Source organism: Amycolatopsis ponsaeliensis, from assembly GCF_030182635.1.
GTDB lineage: Bacteria > Actinomycetota > Actinomycetes > Mycobacteriales > Pseudonocardiaceae > Amycolatopsis > Amycolatopsis ponsaeliensis.
In genome coordinates, this window is record NZ_JAPZLD010000071.1 from 26,641 (window position 1) to 42,308 (window position 15,668).

The 15,668-nt window shown below is 73.6% G+C and carries 11 protein-coding genes (1 of these 11 running past the window's edge); 6 read left to right on the forward strand and 5 right to left on the reverse strand.

Annotation, left to right across the window (positions count from 1 at the left end; genetic code table 11):
- Positions 1–3,204: the start of a type I polyketide synthase gene (locus tag QQ657_RS52145; RefSeq protein WP_284749924.1), read on the reverse strand. Its footprint begins 13,056 nt before the window's first position; 3,204 of the gene's 16,260 nt are visible here — the first part of the coding sequence; the start codon lies at positions 3,202–3,204; its stop codon lies beyond the left edge, outside the window.
- A 213-nt stretch (positions 3,205–3,417) separates the two neighbouring features.
- On the opposite strand from QQ657_RS52145, the gene QQ657_RS52150 reads away from it, so the two are divergent.
- From QQ657_RS52150 to QQ657_RS52160, 3 genes are all read left to right on the forward strand, one after another.
- Positions 3,418–3,954: an EF-hand domain-containing protein gene (locus tag QQ657_RS52150; protein WP_284749925.1), complete on the forward strand. Its 537-nt coding sequence runs from the start codon at positions 3,418–3,420 to the stop codon at positions 3,952–3,954.
- An 82-nt stretch (positions 3,955–4,036) separates the two neighbouring features.
- A complete protein-coding gene (locus QQ657_RS52155) occupies positions 4,037–5,206 on the forward strand; it encodes a hypothetical protein (RefSeq protein ID WP_284749926.1) in 1,170 nt (389 codons plus the stop codon).
- A 119-nt stretch (positions 5,207–5,325) separates the two neighbouring features.
- Positions 5,326–6,555 (forward strand): AI-2E family transporter, encoded by a 1,230-nt coding sequence (locus QQ657_RS52160; protein ID WP_284749927.1) that lies wholly within the window; start codon positions 5,326–5,328, stop codon positions 6,553–6,555.
- Between the two features lie 4 nt (positions 6,556–6,559).
- Here the strand turns inward: QQ657_RS52160 and QQ657_RS52165 are convergent, their stop codons facing one another.
- Entirely contained in the window at positions 6,560–9,118 is a 2,559-nt protein-coding gene (locus tag QQ657_RS52165; RefSeq protein WP_284749928.1) for a winged helix-turn-helix domain-containing protein, read from the reverse strand.
- Positions 9,119–9,209: 91 nt separating this feature from the next.
- The gene (locus QQ657_RS52170) at positions 9,210–9,671 is read right to left on the reverse strand and encodes a DUF7144 family membrane protein (RefSeq protein ID WP_284749929.1); all 462 of its coding nucleotides are present in this window, start codon (positions 9,669–9,671) and stop codon (positions 9,210–9,212) included.
- Between the two features lie 202 nt (positions 9,672–9,873).
- Between QQ657_RS52170 and QQ657_RS52175 the strand changes: the two genes are divergently transcribed.
- Positions 9,874–10,380, forward strand: coding sequence for a DUF1269 domain-containing protein (locus tag QQ657_RS52175; protein ID WP_284749930.1), 507 nt, complete (start codon positions 9,874–9,876; stop codon positions 10,378–10,380).
- A 333-nt stretch (positions 10,381–10,713) separates the two neighbouring features.
- Positions 10,714–12,078 carry a DUF2252 domain-containing protein gene (locus QQ657_RS52180; protein WP_284749931.1) on the forward strand — a complete coding sequence of 455 codons (1,365 nt, stop codon included), beginning with the start codon at positions 10,714–10,716 and terminating at the stop codon, positions 12,076–12,078.
- Positions 12,079–12,113: 35 nt separating this feature from the next.
- Here the strand turns inward: QQ657_RS52180 and QQ657_RS57070 are convergent, their stop codons facing one another.
- Together QQ657_RS57070 and QQ657_RS52185 are read right to left on the reverse strand one after the other, a co-directional pair.
- Entirely contained in the window at positions 12,114–12,476 is a 363-nt protein-coding gene (locus QQ657_RS57070; protein ID WP_491047362.1) for a DUF8691 family protein, read from the reverse strand.
- Positions 12,383–12,721 (reverse strand): hypothetical protein, encoded by a 339-nt coding sequence (locus QQ657_RS52185; RefSeq protein WP_284749932.1) that lies wholly within the window; start codon positions 12,719–12,721, stop codon positions 12,383–12,385. The genes QQ657_RS57070 and QQ657_RS52185 overlap by 94 nt, the downstream gene beginning before the upstream one ends.
- Before the next feature lie 118 nt (positions 12,722–12,839).
- On the opposite strand from QQ657_RS52185, the gene QQ657_RS52190 reads away from it, so the two are divergent.
- On the forward strand, positions 12,840–15,503 hold the full coding sequence (locus QQ657_RS52190) for a winged helix-turn-helix domain-containing protein (protein ID WP_284749933.1): 2,664 nt from the start codon (positions 12,840–12,842) through the stop codon (positions 15,501–15,503).
- Positions 15,504–15,668 lie beyond the last annotated feature (165 nt).

The window sequence follows — 15,668 nt, forward strand, 5'->3', positions numbered from 1 at the left end:
GAGCACGTACGCGACCCGCCCGGACACGACGCTCGCCGCGCGACCGGTGACCCCGGCCCCTTCCCCGCCCATCACCCCGACGAAGACGCCGAGATCGCTGCCCCGCACCGCCGACGGGTCGACCCCGGCCCGCTCCAGCGCCTCCCACGAGCACTCCAGGACCAGTCGCTGCTGCGGGTCCATGCCCAGTGCCTCGCGCGGTGAGATCCCGAAGAAGTCCGCGTCGAACCCGGCGACGTCGTCGAGGAACCCGCCGGACCCCGTGCCCCAGCCCCGGTCCGCCGGGAACGCGGACACCACGTCCCGGCCTTCGGCCACCACGTCCCAGAGGTCCTCCGGCGAAGCGATCCCGCCCGGAAAACGGCAGGCCATCCCCACCACGACGACCGGATCGTCGTCCGACGCCGCCCGGATCTCGGGCGCGTGCTCGCCGCGGCCCCCGGTCAGGTGGGCCGCCAGGTCGGTACAGCTGGGGTGGTCGAACAGGACCGTGACGGACAAGTCCTCGCCGGTGTCCGCGGCGAGCCGGTTGCGCAGCTCGACCGCGAGGTGCGAGTCGATCCCCAGTTCCCGGAAGGTCGCGTCCACCGCGACGGCTTCCGGTGTCGGATGCCCCAGCACCGCGGCGGTGTGTGCCCGCACGAGACCCAGCACGTCCCGAGGTGCCTCGTGCACCTCGGGTTCGGGCGCGGTCTCGTCGAGCCAGTAGCGCCGGCGTTGGAACGCGTAGGTGGGCAGCCGGACGCGGCCGCCGTCGAACGCCCGCCCCCAGTCCGGTGCCCGCCCGCGCACGTGGAGGCGGGCGGCCGAGGCCAGGACCTCCTCGAGCCCACCCGCGTCCCGGCGGAGCGAACCGACCACCAGGGCGTCCTCGGCGATCTGCTGCACCGGCGCGGTGAGCACGGGGTGCGGGCTGGACTCGACGAAGAGGTCGCAGCCCAGTGCGGCCAGCGATCGGGTGGCCTTTTCGAACTCGACCCGCTGCGACAGGTTCCGGTACCAGTACGCCGGGTCCAGCTCGGTGCCGGCCAGCACGCCACCGGTGACCGTCGAGACGAACGCGACGTCCGTGGCCACCGGCCGGATGCCGGCCAGGGCGGCGAGGAGCGGTTCGCGCAGCGGCTCCATCAGGGGTGAATGCGACGCGTGCCGGACGTTCACCCGCCGGACTCGGATGCCGTCGCGTTCGCAGCCGGCGACGAACTCCGCGACCGCCGCCACGTCGCCCCCGACCACGGTCGAGGCGGGCCCGTTCACCGCGGAGATCCACACGCGCTCGGTCAGCCTGGGTGCCACGTCCCGCTCCGGCAGGGTCACCGAGGCCATCGCGCCCTCGCCGAGCAGGTCGCGGAAGGCCTGGCTGCGCCGGGCCACCACCTTCGCCGCGTCCTCGAGCGACAACGCCCCCGCCACGCAGGCGGCCGCGATCTCCCCCTGCGAATGGCCCACCACGGCGTCCGGCTCGATGCCGAGGGAACGCCACAGGGCGGCCAGCGAGACCATCATGGCGAACAGGGCCGGCTGGATGACCTCGATGTCGTGCACTTCCCCGCGCACGACGTCGAGGAGCGAGAAGTCCACGTGCGGGGCCAGCGCGTCGGCGCATTCGTGCATCCGGGCGGCGAAAACCGGCGACGCATCCAGCAGCTCCGCGGCCATGCCGCGCCATTGCGTGCCCTGCCCGGGGAAGACGAAGGCGACCTTGCCCGCGCGCCGCGCGACTCCCGTGGTCAGCCCGGGAAACGGGACGCCCTCGGCCAGAGCGGTCAGGCCGGGGAGAAGCCGGTCGCGGTCCGGGGCGATCAGCACCGCGCGGTGGTCGAACGCCGGCCGGGTCGTGGCCGAGGAGCGCGCCGCGGCCGCCAGGTCCAGCTCCGGGTGCGTCTCGAGGTGCTCCCGCAGCCGCGCGGCCTGCTCCTGCAACGCCCGGCCGGTCTTGGCCGAGAGCACCCACGGCGCCACCCGCGACCCGCGTGGCGCCGCGCTGCCGGTCCACTTCGCCAGCACGACGTGGCAGTTGGTGCCGCCCATGCCGAACGAGCTCACCCCGGCCAGCCCGGCCCCGGGCCAGGGGCTCGGGTGGTCCTGGACGCGGATCTTCAGCGCGTCCAACGGTATCTCCGGGTTCGGGGTGCTGAAGTTCAAGCTCGCGGGCAGCTCGCCGTGCTCGAGGCTGAGCACGGTCTTGAGCAGGCCCGCCACGCCCGCGGCGCCTTCCAGGTGACCGATGTTGGTCTTGACCGAGCCCACCAGCAACGGCCGGTCGGCGCCGCGGCCTTCGCCGAGGACCGCGCCGAGGGCGGCGGCTTCGATCGGGTCGCCGAGCTTGGTGCCGGTGCCGTGCAGCTCCACGTACCGCACGTCGGCCGGGTCGACGCCGGCGCGTGCGTAGGCCAGCCGGAGGCATTCCTCCTGCGCGGCCCGCTCCGGTGCGGTCAGGCTCTTGCCGCCACCGTCGTTGGTGACGGCGCTGCCGAGGATCACGCAGTGGATCAGGTCGCCGTCGGCCACGGCGTCGGCCAGCCGCTTGAGGACGACCAGCGCACCGCCCTCACCGCGGACGTAACCGTTGGCCCGCGCGTCGAACACCTGGCATTTGCCATCCGGGGAGAGCCCGCCGAACCGCACCGCGGTCAGGGCGCTGTCCGCGCTCAGGTTGAGGGTGACGCCGCCCGCGAGAGCCAGCGTGCACTCGCCCGCCAGCAGGCTCGCGCAGGCCGTGTGCACGGCGACCAGCGAGGACGACTGCGCCGCGTCGATCACGAAGCTGGGACCGCGCAGCCCCAAGGCGTAGGAGACGCGGTTCGCGATCATCCCGCGTTGCAGGCCGGTCATGGAATGCGCGCTGATGTCCGGCCGCAGATCCGCGTAGTCCTCCCGGATCGCGCCGACGAACACGCCCGCGTTCCCGCCCGGCGGCAGGCCCGCGTCCTCGAACGCCTCCCAGCCCAGCTCCAGCATCAGCCGCTGCTGCGGGTCCATCGCCGCCGCTTCGCGCGGGGAGATCCCGAAGAAGGCCGGATCGAAGTCCCCGACGCGGTCCAGGAACCCACCCCGGCCGAGGCCCGGATCCACCCGATCGGCCGGTACTCCGGTCACCGCATCGGTGCCGGTCCGCAGCAGCCGCCAGAACGCGTCCGGATCGGGCGCCCCCGGAAACCGGCAGGACATCCCCACGACCGCGACACCATCGGAAATCCCCATGTCCCCTGCCCCCGGGCGGTGTGGTCCGAATCCGGCCAAAAACATACCGATCGGTACGATCCGAACTCCACCCCTAGCGGTCCCGTTAGGGGCGATGCCTGGTCGACCTCACCGTCCGTGAAGTGCCCGCCCACAAGAGAAACACCGTCGGCGATCCGGTCCACCTTTCGTGCGACTGCCCGATACCGGCGTTCAGCCCTAGAGTTCCAGGCCATGACCACCGCCCTGAGGACCGAGCACGAAGTCAAGCGATTCAAGAAATGGGACGCCAACGGGGACGGCGTCATCGATCGCACCGATTACGACGCGGAAGCGCGCCGCATCGTCGAGGCCTTCGGCGAAACGACGACCAGTGACCGCGGCCGGGCCGTGCGGGATGCCCTGCTCGCGATGTACCAGCGCCAGGCCGAAGCCGCCGGCGTCGGCCCGAACGGGGCCATGAACCAGGAGCAGTACCTCGCCGCCAACCGGGAGCTGATGTACGACCGCGGTGACAGCGGGTTCGAAGAGCTGCTCCGCCCGACCATCGCCGCGATCGCCGACCTGTGCGACACCGACCGCGACGGGTACGTGAGCAAGGTGGAGCTGCGCCGCTGGCTCGGCCCGGCGGTGGGACTCGGCGACGCCGACTCCGACGCGACGTTCGACCGCATCGACCTCGACGGCGACGGCCGTCTCACGGTCGACGAGCTCGTCATCGCCGTCCGCGAGTTCCACTACGGGCGCTCGGACATCCGGCTGCTCGGCTGACCCCGGCCCCGCCGGAAGCAGGGGGATTCGGCTAGCCCGGGCCGGGCGGGCCCGCGCCGAAGCCGCGGGGAATCATCTCCTCATGCCGACCTCCTCACCCCGGGCGCGAGTCCAGCGGACCGAACGCTGGTTCCTCCGGCGCGGGACCCCGACGATGATCGCCGGATACGGCTTCACCGAGCACGTCCTGCCCCGCATGCTGCCCGCGCTCGTCTTCGTCACCCTCGCGAGCCTCGCCTGGCTCGTCCCGCTCAAGACCGCCGGCTCGGGCCGGTGGGTTCTGCTCGGCGTCGTCGTCGCCGTGACCATCGCGGCCTGGGTGACGATCTCGCTGTTCGTCCGGCGCCTCCCCCGCTTCTCCCGCGGCGCGACCATCGCCATCCTGATCACCTACGCCGCGATGCCGGTCGCGGTGCCGCTGCTGCAGCTCGCCTTCGACGGCGCCATCACCCTCCCGGGCGCCCGCGCGCTGGGCGTCCTCGCGTTCCTCGTGTTCTTCGCCGCCGTCTTCGCGGCCACTGCCCTCGCCGCCACCTACGGCTTCGGCACCCTCCTGCGCCAAGCCATCCGGCAGGCCATCACCGACCTCCGCAACAGCGTCCAAGTCCTCGGCCGGGCCCTGCCCGTCCTGCTCTTCGTCACCTTGTTCCTGTTCTTCACCGGCGAGCTGTGGCAGCTGATGAACCAGCTCGCCTGGTGGCGCCTCACCCTCGTCGTCGCCCTCTTCGGCGCGGTCACCGTCCTCGCCGCGGCCGCCCGCCTCCGCGAAGAAATCGGCCGGGTCGAGCAGGACTTCAGCCCGCCCATGCTGACCGCCGCCTGCGCCGGCACCCCCCTGGCTGCCGTCACCATCGACGGGCCCATCCGCGCGATCAGCCTCAACGGCCGCCAGAAACGCAACCTGCTGCTGATGCTCGCCACCCGCCAGCTCGTCCAAGCCGCGGTCATCGGCCTCGCCTCGTTCGCCTTCTTCGTCCTCCTCGGCGTGATCATCGTGACCCCCGCCGCGGCCGAACAATGGATCGGCAGCACCCCGGCGATCTCGCCGCTGCTGCCCGGCGTCCCGGTCGCCCTGCTGCGCAACGCCACCCTGCTCGCCGGATTCGGCAGCATGTACTTCGCGGTCACCTCGATGAGCGACACCGAACACCGCAAACAGTTCTTCGCCCCGATCATCGACGAGATCGAACGCACCCTCGCGGTCCGCGCCGTCTACCTCACCCTCCAGACGAACACCGCGACGTCCCCGTGATGACCGCTGCGCCCGGAGACGGCCGAACCAGCCCCGATCTCGCCCTCGCCAGGTGACGGCGGGGCCGCCGGGACGGGCCATCGTGGACGTCGCCGCCGCCCGTCTCCTGGAGGATTCGCATGGTGCGAGCTTCGCTCACCGATTCATCGGCCCGCCGGTTCCGCAAGCCCCGGCGGCGCCGGGCCGAGCCCGGTGACCGGCGAGCGCACCGCTCCGTCCGGCACCCCTTCCGGAGACTCGCCGACCGGTTCGGCGCCGGCGCGCACCCGCCGCCGATCCCGTGGCCGCCCGAAAGCGACCACGGGACCGGTGGCACCTCCCTGCCCCGCGCGCTCGTGGTGCTACTGGGCGCCGCCGCCGCGGTGGTCGTGCTGGCCGGCGTGCAAGCCGTCGCCTGGTTCGCCGGCCCGGTCTTCCTCGCCCTCGTCGTCGTGATCACCCTCGATCCGGTGCGGACCTGGCTGCGGCGCAAGGGGTTGCCGCGCTGGCTGACCGTCGCCGTGCTGGTCGTCACCGTCTACACGGCCCTGCTCGCCTTCTTCCTCGTCGTCGTGGTGTCCGTCGCGCAGCTGTCGGTCCTGCTCCCCCGGTACACCGGGCGCGTCGACGAGCTGCTGCACGACGGGCTGACCGTGCTCGGCCGGTTCGGGGTCGGCGAACCGGAGCTGCGCACCATGCTGTCGTCCGTCGACGCCGGGAAGCTCGTCGGCCTGGCCGGTTCCCTGCTCGCCGGGGTGGGCGGCCTGGTGACCAACCTGGCCTTCTTGTTCGCCCTCCTGCTGTTCCTGAGCGCCGAGACGGCTTGGGCGGGCCAGCGCCTCGGCCGGATCGGGCGCGACCGGCCGTGGATCTCCGCGTCGTTGCGGGGTTTCGTCATCGGCACCCGGCGGTACCTGCTCGTGACGACCGTGTTCGGCGGGCTCGTGGCGGCGCTCGACACCACCGCGCTGGCCCTGCTCTCCGTCCCGGGTGCGGTGCTGTGGGGGCTGCTCGCCTTCGTCACCAACTACGTCCCCAACGTGGGCTTCGTGATCGGGGTCGCCCCGCCCGCGCTCATCGCGCTCCTCGACGGCGGCTGGAGCAGCCTGCTCGTGGTGCTCGTCGTGTACGCCGGGCTGAACTTCGTGGTGCAGTCGCTGATCCAGCCCCGGTTCGTCGCCGGCTCGGTCGGTCTGTCCACTTTGGTCACCGTGCTGGCGCTCGTGTTCTGGACCTGGCTGCTGGGCCCGCTCGGCGCGGTCCTCGCCGTGCCGGCGACCCTGCTGGCCAAGGCCCTGCTGGTGGACGTCGACCCGCGGGCCCGCTGGGCCGACGCGCTGCTTTCCGCACCGCGCCGCGACGAAGAGTGAGGGCTCAGGTCAGGCCGTGCTGGCGGGCGACCACGACCGCGGAGCGCCGGTTGTTCACGCCGAGCTTGCCGTAGATGGCCCGCACGTGGGTCTTCACCGTGTTGACCGAAACCGTGAGGTCGGACGCGATCTCGTCCAGCGAACGCTGGGAAGGCAGCCGCTGCAGCACCACCTGCTCCCGGTCGGTCAGATCGCTGGGCGGGGTGTGCGGGACCAGCCGGCCGCGGACCGCCTGGGCGAACCGGTCCAGCGAGCCGAACCCGCCGGAGTGGTCGATCAGCAGGTGCCCGACCTGCGGCTCGGCGAGGGCGAACGGCCGCACCAGCCCGTTCGGCCGGGCGAGGGCGAGCGCGCGGTCGAGGGCGTGCAGCGCCTTGGTCCGCCGATGCGAACGCAGCGCGAGCGCGGTTTCGGCCAGGCACCGGTCGACCGGGGTGGCCGGCAGCACCGCGATCGCCGAAACCGTGTCCCGCAGGACCGCCTCGGCCGCGTCGGGTTCGTCGGCGGCGAGGTGGGCGCGGACCCGCAGGACCGCCAGCTCGCCGCTGCCGGGCAGCCGCTCCTGCACCCAGGCGAGCACCTCCGCCGCGTGCAGACCCTCCCCGAGGGTGATCGCCGCGTGGTACTCCGCGACCGCGCACACCCCGACGACCTCGCGGGGCAGCTCGAGGTCGGCGAGCCAGTGCCGCGCCGCCCGCATGACCTGCGAGCTCGCCACCCGGTCGCCGTCGTCGAAGCGCACCATGCCTTCGAAGAACTCGCGCAGCGGCCGGAGCACCGGTATTCCGCCGGGGACCTCCGCCGACGTCGCCTGGGCCAGTTCCCGGGCCGCGGCGACCGGCTCGGCGCGCATCAGGTCGTCGTAGGCCAGCAACAGGTGGCATTCGGCCACTCCCGGGGAGCGGCGCCAGCCGTGCCGGCGGGCGACGGCGAGGGCTCCGGTGCAAGCCCGGCGCATCGCCGGGTGCTCCCCGCCCACGGCGGTGGCGACGGCGAGGGCGAGCCTGCTGTGGAGCACGAGGTGGTCGAGCCGCTCGGCGTGGGCCAGGCGGAGGGCTTCCTGCGCCTGGGTCACGGCGTGCCGGCGGGCACCCCGGTACAGCGACCGCCACGCGCGGTCCAGGTTCGCCCAGGCGTCGGCCTCGGGGCGGCGGGCCGCAGGCAGTTCGGTCTCCGGCGGCCGCCGTCCCGTCACGGAGGCCAGGTGCCGGACGGCGAGCGGCCACAAGTCGTCGTCCGCCGCCTTTTCGCCGAGATCGGCCGTCGCTTCGGCGAGCCGGCCGCGTTGGATGTTCTCCAGTGCGGACGCCAGCCGCAGCTGCGGGCTCTCGGCGACCGCTTCGGCGCCCAGGTGGGTGAGGGCGACCCGCACCGGATCCCCGTCACCGGCCAGCACTTGGCGCACGGCCTGGCCTCGCGCCAGGGCCAGGACCCGCTCCCCGTCGCGGCCCGCCACGGCGTGCCGGAGTGCTTCGCCGAACCGTCCTTCGCCGGCGTACCACCGCGCGGCGATCCCGTGCAGCCGCGGCACCCGCGCCGGGTCCCGCCGCGCCACCTCGGCACGCAGGAAGACGCGCAGCAGCGGCGGGAGCCGGTAGGTCTCGGCCGGCGTGCGCGTGACGAGGCCCATCGCGCGCTCGAGCTCGTCCAGCCTGGCCCCGGCGTCCGCACGACCCGACAGGCAGACCGCGAGCGTCGCGGAAACCGCGTCGCAGACACTGAGGCACAGCAGGAGATCCGCGGTGGCCGCGGGCAGTCGCGAGAGCACTTCGTCGGCGAGGAACCTTGCCACGGTGCGATCATCACCGGTGACGGACGCGACGAGTGCGTCCGCGTCATCGGCATCGCGCACCGAAACCGCGGCCCAGCCGAGGGCCGCGGCCCAGCCCGCGGTGCGTTCGGTGAGCTCGCGAACGCGGTCGTCACCCACCTTGGCTCCGGTGGCCCGCAACAGGACGGCGGTTTCCTTTGCGGTGAAACGGAGTTCGCCGGCCTCCACCCGGGACAGCGTGTCCTCGACGTGCAGGCGGGCCAGCCGCAGCCGCGGCTCGACGCGCGTGGCCAGCACCAGTCTCAGCCCGGGCGGCAGGTGCCGGGCGAGGGCCGCGAGCGCGTCCAGCGGTTCCGGACCGGAGATCTCCTGGAGGTCGTCCAGGACCAGCCGCACCGGATGGTCCAGACCCGCGACCGCGTCTTCCAGGTCGGCCAGGAACGCCCGCCGCCGCCCGGGCGGCGGCGGGCCCAGCCGGTGCAGAGCTCCGTCCGCGGGCACCACGGGACACCGGCGCAACGCGCAGAGGATCGCCGCCCACAACCGGGACTCGTCGTTGTCGTCGTCGTCCAGGGACACCCAGGCGACATCGTGGCCATCGCCGGCCCAGCCGGCCAGCGCCGTGGTCTTGCCGGCCCCGGCCGGTGCCCGGACCAGGGTGACGGGCCGGGTCGTGGCGCGATCCAGCAGCACCCCCAGCCGCGCACGGGGGACGAAGATCCCCGGCAGCCGCGGAACCGCGACCTTGGCGCCGGGAACCGGCCGGAACAGGGGCGTCGCAGGATCAGGCACGTCAACCTCTCGGCTGTCGGGAGACTTCGCCCCGGTTCCGCGGTCGACGCCGGGCGGAGGCCACGACTGTACTGATCACCGGGGCGCCGGGTCACCAGATTTCGTAGGTCGATTCGTCCCCGTGCACGATGACGGCCCAGATCACGAGGACGTCCAGGGCGATCACGATGGCGCCCCAGAACGGGTACGCGGACAGGAAAGCCAGCTGCGCCAGTGCGTTGAACCCGGCGAGCGCGACCGTGAGCACCCGCGCCCACTGCGAACCGGTGGACAACGCGATGCCCGTCATCACGACGAGAACACCGACGACCAGGTGGAGCCAGCCCCAGCCCGCCAAGGAGAAGACGAGCAGCCCGGCCGGGCCGATGACGTAGTAGTCCCGGTCGAACAACGCGACCAGGCCTTCCACCACGTTGAACAGTCCGGCCAGGACGGTGATCGCCGCGGCGAACCAGATCCAGCCGACCCGCCGGGACCGCGCGACGGCCCGCTCCGGCGGGAGGGGCACCCGGGCGCCGGTCGTTCCGGTCCGGGGCTGCATGGGTTCGGTCATGATCCCTCTTCCTCGTTCGTGGACGGGCTGCGGACCGGGCGATCATGGTCGGTCGCCCGTCCGCCGGGCCTCGCCCGCCCCAGGTGAGATCAGGTGTCCCGATCGCAGGAGGTCCGCGGCTCACGTGACGCGGGCGATGCCCCACGCCGGCACCCGGGCGACAGTGCGGCACGACCACCGATCCCGGACCGAGGAGGATGTCATGTCCACGTTGACCGTATGGCGGTTCCCGACCGTCGAAGGTGCCGAAACCGCACTGGATCTGCTCCGGCAGCTGCAAAAGCAGCAGCTGATGTCGATCGCCGATGCGGCTTACGTGACCTGGCCGGAAGGACGGAAGAAGCCGAAGACCAAGGACCTGGGCTCCCTGACCGGCGCCGGCGCGCTGGGCGGAGGCTTCTGGGGTCTGCTGTTCGGCCTCATCTTCCTCGTCCCGCTGCTGGGCATGGCCGTCGGCGCGGCGATCGGGGCACTGACCGGGTCACTGAGTCACGTCGGGATCGACGAAGAGTTCATCGACGCCGTCCGGGCTCAGGTCACGCCCGGGACTTCGGCATTGTTCGTGATGTCCGAGGACACCGTGCTGGACCGGGTCGTCGAGCCGTTCAAGGAAACCGGCGCGACGTTGCTGAGCACCAACCTGTCCGATGAGGAAGAAGCCCGGCTGCGCGACGCTTTCGGCGAAGCCCCGCAGCGGGAGACGCTGTAGCGCCCGGAACTTCCGTGGGCGGGACCGCGGCGGCGCCCCCGAGCGTCGCCGCGGCCCCGCGGGAGGTTCAGCCCGCCCGGGGGCGCTCCCCCGAGAGCGCCGCGGGGCGGGCAGACGGGATGGCGAAGCGAGGCGCCGAGCATCGCCGGGGAGATCCCCGTGGCACTCCGGCCCGGCGCCGGCGGGCGCTCGTCGTCCACTTCGTCATCACCGCACCTCCGGGGAACACCCTGCGGCGCGCGCCGCTTCCGGTCGTCACCCGTGGTGGATGACTCCCCGCTTCACCCCCGGCGGGCGACGCCCCGGCCGGTTCCGCGGCCGACGATCCGTCCCATGACTCTCATCGACAAGGAGACCGCGGCACCCGACGCGCGGATCGCCCGGGCCCGCGCCGCGCGCACCGCCGTGCCGGCGGCCGGCCACGCCGAGTTCCCCGGTTCGCTCCGGCGCGGCGATCCCCTCGCGCTGCTGGCTCGCCAGGATCGCGACCGGGTCCCGGAACTGGTGCCGCTGCGGTACGGCCGGATGGCGGCGTCGCCGCTGGCCTACTTCCGCGGCGCCGTGCTCCCCGCGGCGGCCGACCTCGCGAAGACCCCGCGAACCGGGTTTTCGGTCCAGGCGTGCGGAGACGCCCAGCTGGCCAACTTCGGTTTGTTCGCCGCACAGGGCCGGCGGATGGTGTTCGACTTCGCCGACTTCGACGAAACCCTGCTCGCACCGTGGGAATGGGACGTCAAACGGCTGGCCGCGAGCTTCGAGGTCACCGGCCGGGACAACGAGCACCCGGCGGCCCAGCGCCGGCGCACGGTGCTCGCCTCGGTCGAGTCGTACCGCCTGGCGATGCACGACTTCGCGCGCCGCACACCGCTCGACATCTTCTTCACCCCGGCCGACACCCGGACGCTGCGGGCGGTCGCGGCCCACCGGCTGGGACCGGCGAGACGCCGCGCCGCCGGAACACGCCGGTTCACCGAAATCCGTGACGGGCACCTGCGGCTGGCCGCTCGCCCGCCCTCGGTCGTCCCGGCGGGCCGCCTGGCCGGAGACGGCGACCCGGTGACGCTGACCGACCGCCTCGGCGCCGTGCTCGCGCAGTACCGGCGCACGCTCGGCCCGGCGCGGCAGGCGCTGCTGGACCGCTACCGGCTGGCCGACGCGGCCCGCACGGTGACCGGGCCGGGCGGTGCGGGCACCCGGTGCTGGGTGGCGCTGCTCGTCCGGACCGGCACCGGGGACCCACTCTTCCTGCAGGTCAAGGAAGCACGGTCGTCGGTGCTGCAGGAGTACACCGGCACCGCCGCGCCGGGCGGCCCCGGCCGGCGGGTGGTCACCGGGCAACGGCGGATCCAGGCCACCGGTGACGTCTTCCTCGGCTGGGCCCGCACCGCCGGGTTCGACGGTCACGACGGCGAATTCCACGTCCGCCGGCTGCGCGACGACCAGGACGCCGGCGACGTCACGACGATGACCCCGGACGTGCTGCGAGCCCACGCTCGGCTCTGCGGGTGGACCCTGGCCCGGGCGCACGCGCGCACCGGGGATCCGCTCGCCATCGCCGCGTACCTCGGCTCGGGTCCGGTGTTCGCCGAAGCCGTCCGGGAGTTCGCGGTGGCCTGCGCCGACCAGAACGAACGCGACCACGCCGCCCTGCGGCAGGCGATCCGGACCGGGCACGTGACGGCGGCGTCCGGGTCGTGACGGATCGCCTCGCGCGGGTGACGCGAGCCGGCCCGTCACCCGCCGGCGCGGCGCACCGGCCGAGGGAGCTCCCGGACCCGGTGCACGGATTCCACGTGCATCCCGAGCACCTCGAGCCTGCGCAAAATCCCCGGAAGGCATCCGGGGTCGGTGACCGTCCCGAAAACTATCGTTTCCGGCGGAACGGGCACGACGAGCACCCCGCGGAAATCCTCGGCACTCTCGTCGACCCGTCCCGAAATGGCACCGCATCCCCGGAAGACGTAATTCGTACCCGCGTCCAGGGCGAGAATGCCCGCCCGGCTCACCGGGCACTCCCGTCCCGGCGGGCCCGGCCGGCCGAGTACCAGGCGCGGGCGACGACCACCACGTCGAGCAGCACCACCACCGCCGACCACCCGCGCGCCGGCAGGAAAACCAGCCTCGCGACCAGGTCGGCACCGGCACGGACACCGGTCCGCACCTCGGCCACCGGGGTCAGGGCGGAGAGCACGACGGCCACCCCCAGCAGCACCGACCCGATGCCGACCCGGCCCGTCCGCACGACGTCGAGCACCACGACCTCGCCCGGCCCGAGCCAGAAGAACTGCGAGAAGGCGAATCGTCGACGGCGGCTTCCCGAGGAATTCCCAAGACTTTTCACCCGCCTGACAATTCTGCTGACGGCCGTTGTTTTCCTCGCCCGCAGCGGGTGAGCCGGGGGAAATGGCGTGGCAGGATCCGCCGGGAATGCCCGGACCGAGCTCGAAGGAGAATTGCGCATGCCCCAGTGCCGCGAAGTTCCGTCCCGAAGACGCGTACCGAGCACGAAGATCACGGTCCCCGGTCCCCCGGCGGATCTCGTTTCGCGACCGCGTCTGCTCACCGTCCTCGACGGAGCGAGCGAGGCGGCCATGGTGTTCGTCGGTGCCCCGGCGGGGTTCGGCAAGACCGTGCTCCTCGCCGAGTGGGCACGGAGCCGCGATCGCGAGACGGTCGCCTGGCTGTCCGCCGACGCCGATGACAACGATGACCGGCTCTTCTGGTCCGCGGTCCTCGAAGCACTCGGGGGCTGCGGCCGGATCCCGGACGGCAACCCGCTGCGGCTGCTGGCGGTCCCCGATGCCCCGAGCACCGACCTCGCTTTCCTGGGCCAGGTCGCCGACGCGCTCGACGAACTGCCCGAACCCGTCGTGCTCGTCCTCGACGGCGCTCAGGAGATCACCTCCCCCGATCCGTGGCAGGGGCTGCGATCGCTGGTCCGCCACCAGCCGGCCGGGCTGTGCCTGGCGGTCTCGAGCCGGCGGGAACCACCGCTGCCCCTGGGCCGGGCCCGGCTCGCGGACCGGCTCGTCGAAATCGGCGCCGCCCGGCTGCGGTTCACCGCCGGCGAGGCGGACGCCCTGTTCGCTACGGCCGACGCGGCGATCCCGCCGGACGAGGTCGCTCCGCTCGTCGCCCGGACCGGGGGCTGGCCGGCCGGACTGCGCCTGGCCGCGGCGTCCGCCGCCCGGCACGGCAGCCTGCGGGAGTTCGACACCGGGCACGACGGCGGTGTGCTCGACTACCTGACCGACGAAGTCCTCGCGCCCCTCACCCCGGCGCAGCGGGAACTGCTGCGGACGATCAGCATCTGCGACGAGCTCCCGTCCGGGCTCGCACCCGTGCTCAGCGGCCGCGCGGACGCGGAAGCGATGCTTCACGAGCTGGGCGAGCCCGCCACCCGGGTGGTCGATTCCGACGGCACCCCGCCCCACCACAGCGTGACTCCACTGGTGCGCACCTACCTGCGGGCCGAGCTGCAACGCCGGGCACCGGACCGGGCCCGGACCCTCCACTCGGCCGCCGCCCGCTGGTTCGCCGGGCACGACCGCCCGGCGCCAGCGTTGCTGCACAGCGTCCGCGCGGGCGATCCCGCCCGGGTCGGCGAGCTGCTGCGCGAGCACGCCGTGACGCTGTTCCTCGCGGGCGAGCACCACGTCCTGCGTCTCGCGCTCGCCGTGTTCGAAGACCGGCGGATGCCCGCCGACCCGCTGGCCGCCCTGATCTCGGCCGCACTCTGCCTCGAGACGGCCGAGACGTCGGCGGCAGGCCTGCAGCTGGCCAGGGCGGATTCGGTGTGGCCGGACCGGCCAGCTGCGGAGCTGGTCGTCCTGCGGCAGCTCGCGCTCTCCCGGCTCGCCCAGCTCGACCGCACGCCGGCCCAGGTCCGCCGCGCGGCCGAAGAGATCGACGAAGGGCTGGCCGCGGACACCGGTCTCGGCGGCCTCGCGATCCTCCACCGCGCCGGGATCCTGCTCGCCCGCAAAGAGGCCCGGGAGACCCTCGTGCGGCTCCTCGGTACCGCGGAAGAGTCCCGGCAGGACTTCACGGTCGCCCTGTGCCTCACCACACTGGCCGAGCTGGCCGGTCGAGACGGCGACTACCGGGTGATGGAGACGCTGGCCCGCCGGGCGGAAACCCGCCGGCCGCGCCGGGATTCCCTGCGGTCCCTGCAGGGAGCCAAGGCGACTGCCCTGCTGGCCTACGGCGCCCTGCTGCGGGGCGAGCCCGCCGAGTGCCTCCAGTACGCGAAGGGAATCCGGCACCTCGTCGGGGACGCCCCGGCGCGAGCCGCCTGCGACCTGCGGCTGCTTTCGGAGACGCTGCACGGCGCCGCCGAGTTCGAGCTCGGCGGCTGGCACGCGGGGTTGCGGCGGATGCGCCGGGCCCGCACCCGCCTCGGAATCGGCCGGGCCCGGCTCTGCCCGCCGGGGTACGCCGCCCTGTGTGCCGTGCTGGAGCAGCGCGCGGCGCTCCGGCTGGGCGCGGCGGCCCAGGCGCGGGAGACCGTTCGCTGGGCCCTGCCGGTCCTGGTCGGATCGGGCGAGCTGCTGCTGATGCGCGCCCGGACCCAGCTGCGGCTCGGCAGGCACCACGCGGCGAGCACCGTGCTGCGGTCACTGGCCGACGACGAGGTGCCCATGGAGCTGGGGTGGGCCGCGATCGAGGCTTCGCTGGTCGGCGTGCAGGCCGCACTGGCCGCCGGGGCGCGGGAGCGGGCGGCCCGGTTGCTCGACGAAGCGTTGCGCACCGCCGAGCCCACCGGCGTCCGGTTCCCCTTCGTCTTCGCCCCGGCCGAGCTCATCGGGTTCTTGACCAGCCGGCTGGGCGGTCTCGGGACCGGCGAGCGGTTCGCCGGCGAGATCCTGGCCGCGCGGCGCCGGCTGCGCACCCCGGCGATGCCGGCGCCGCTGACCGAACGCGAACGCAGTGTCCTGCGCCTGTTGCCGACCCAGCGGTCGATCGACGAGATCGCCCAGGACCTGACCGTCTCGCCGAACACCGTCAAGACCCACGTCCGCGGCATCTACTCGAAGCTCGACGTCCGCAGCAGGCGCGAGGCCGTGGCGATCGCGCAGGAGCGCGGTCTGCTCGACGCCGAAGTCGCCGACTTCACGGTTTGAGGCCCGTTCGCCCCACCCGGCGCGGGTGAGGCGGACGGGCCCGGGATCCGGTCGAGTGGGGGGGGGGGGGGGGGCGGCGGGGGCGCCCCCGGGCCCCCCGGGAGGGCCCGGGGCGGGGCCCCGGGGGGGGGCCGGGGGGGGGGGGGGGTGGGGGGGGGGGGGCCG